The sequence below is a fragment of the Candidatus Accumulibacter contiguus genome (genome assembly GCF_012940005.1).
Taxonomy (GTDB): domain Bacteria; phylum Pseudomonadota; class Gammaproteobacteria; order Burkholderiales; family Rhodocyclaceae; genus Accumulibacter; species Accumulibacter contiguus.
The window spans coordinates 1-1,989 of record NZ_SPMX01000152.1 but is presented as its reverse complement, the minus strand read 5'-3'; the positions used below and the strand labels follow the sequence as shown (position 1 = coordinate 1,989).

Sequence of the window (1,989 nt, the reverse complement as noted above, 5' to 3'; positions counted from 1 at the left end):
GTCTGGTTACGCACCAGGTCATCGACGGCGGCGAGGTAGAAATTGAGCTTGCGACGTATTCGGGCCGGAAGGCGGTATTCTTGAGCTCGATCACCACGTAGCAGTGCAGGCGGGTGTGATAGAAGAGCAAGTCGATGAAGAACTCGTCGCCCTCCACCTCAAGACGGTACTGACTTCCCACAAACGCGAAACCGACGCCGAGTTCGATCAGGAAATCTCTCAGCCGCAGCAGGAGCGCCTTTTCGATGGTGCGTTCATTTGAGGCATCCGTGATCCCGAGGAAATCGAAGGTGTACGGATCCTTGAGGATGTCGCGTGCCAGGTCGGACTGTGGCGACGGCAGCGCACGATCGAAGTTGGTTTGTGAGGCGCCCACGCGCCGGTGAGCGGCCGTCTCGATCTGGAGTTCGAGCACCGACCGGCTCCAGCCGTTTTCGATGGTCTTTCGGATGTACCACTCGCGCGTCGCCCGGTCTTTGACCTGGTCGATGATGACGCAATTGTGCCGCCATGGAATTTGTCCACCAAGCTGGTGGACAATTGCTTCCTCTGGCCACGCTGAGGCAAATGCCCGCATGTAGAGCAGATTGGTGCGGGAAAAACCTCTCATGTCGGAGAACTCGGCACGGAGGTCGCGGGCCAGTTGGTCGATGACCTTCGCCCCCCAGCCCTGGGCGGATTGCCGTTCGAGAATCTCCTTGCCGATGCGCCAATAGAGCAGGACCAGTTCCCGGTTAACGGCCAGACCGGCCTTGAGTCTCGCCGTGCGGATGGTGGCCTTCAACTCCGCAAGCCATGCGGCGTAGTCGGGAGGGATGAGGGTTGTCATGCTTCGGCGGATATGGTTTTCGGCGAGTCACTTGATCTGGAATTGTCCACCCGGCTGCTGCACTGTTGCGCGACGATAGCTCGTTGGGCGGTACGCTCAGCCTTTCGGTGACTCATGCGGAAATCCCTACACCCCCAAGAGTCTGATGCTGACGACGATCGGATATGTATTCGGAATTATACAGCGGGAAGATTCTCTGCAGACGATTCGTGGCTCGCCAGATCAAGCGCGTTTGCGGAGTCAAGCGTCAATCGACCCGGCACGCCTCCCAGGGTCGGCCCGCCGGCATGGAACGAAGCGCGAAGAACGGCTTCGCCATACATCGCGCCGAACCCACCGCTAGGGAATAGATGGGCCATCCTGGCCAGATCGGAGGCCGTGTCTACCAGACCAGAGAGGATTCGGCACGGGCAACGCCAGTGCTGCGCACTCTTGTCCAACCTGCGCAAATCTGCAATCGACCATGGAGCAAGAAAGGGCAGTAACGTGAGCAGGTTTCACGCGATCATCCTCAGGTCAGCGATGGCACGTTGCAGGCCTCGAACCACGTCAACCCACGCCTTGTCGTGGCTACTCCAAGTGTTTCAAGAAAATGTATCTGATGACATTCCCACCTGACGGGTTCGCCCAAACCACCAAAGACTCCCTCAACTCGCACGATGCGCAATCGCTTCAAGAATTCTTAAAGCAGTCTGACGCCAGCCCGGTGTCGCGGGTACCACCGTCTCCGCCAGCCTGATCGCTTCCAGATCGTCAGGCACGTTCCATTCTCGGTTGTCCATTCGCAGAAGGATGCTCCGGGCGAGGCAGTCCACCAGAGAGTCTTGATTCGGTCAATTGGACCTCAATTTCAGATTCCGACTCAATTTCTTCCTGCGATCGTCCGTTAATCAATGCAAGACCTTCTGCTCTCTGGAGGAATGACGTGATCTACGCGTGCACCAACGATACTGATCTCGATGAACTCATCGGGACTCAATACTGGGAAGGCCAGCGGCTGTCGTTCCATTACGGCCCGCTCGTTCAGGCCATGAAAGCGGGCGAAGAGTTGGTCCTGGAGAACAGTGCCGCGTTGTCGGCTTTCATGCTCGCGAAGGTTCGCCTGATGCTCGGCGCCATGATTATCGAGGACACCTCAGAAGAGATCTACCCCACGATGG

The 1,989-nt window shown here is 57.8% G+C and carries 2 protein-coding genes; one reads left to right on the top strand and one right to left on the bottom strand.

Annotation, left to right across the window (positions count from 1 at the left end):
* Positions 1-829: PDDEXK nuclease domain-containing protein (locus E4Q08_RS23885; protein WP_308240220.1), on the bottom strand; the 829-nt coding region annotated here is incomplete at its 3' end.
* Positions 830-1,754: 925 nt separating this feature from the next.
* Between E4Q08_RS23885 and E4Q08_RS23880 the strand changes: the two genes are divergently transcribed.
* Positions 1,755-1,989 (top strand): hypothetical protein (locus E4Q08_RS23880; RefSeq protein WP_169072239.1); only part of this gene is annotated, 235 nt, incomplete at its 3' end.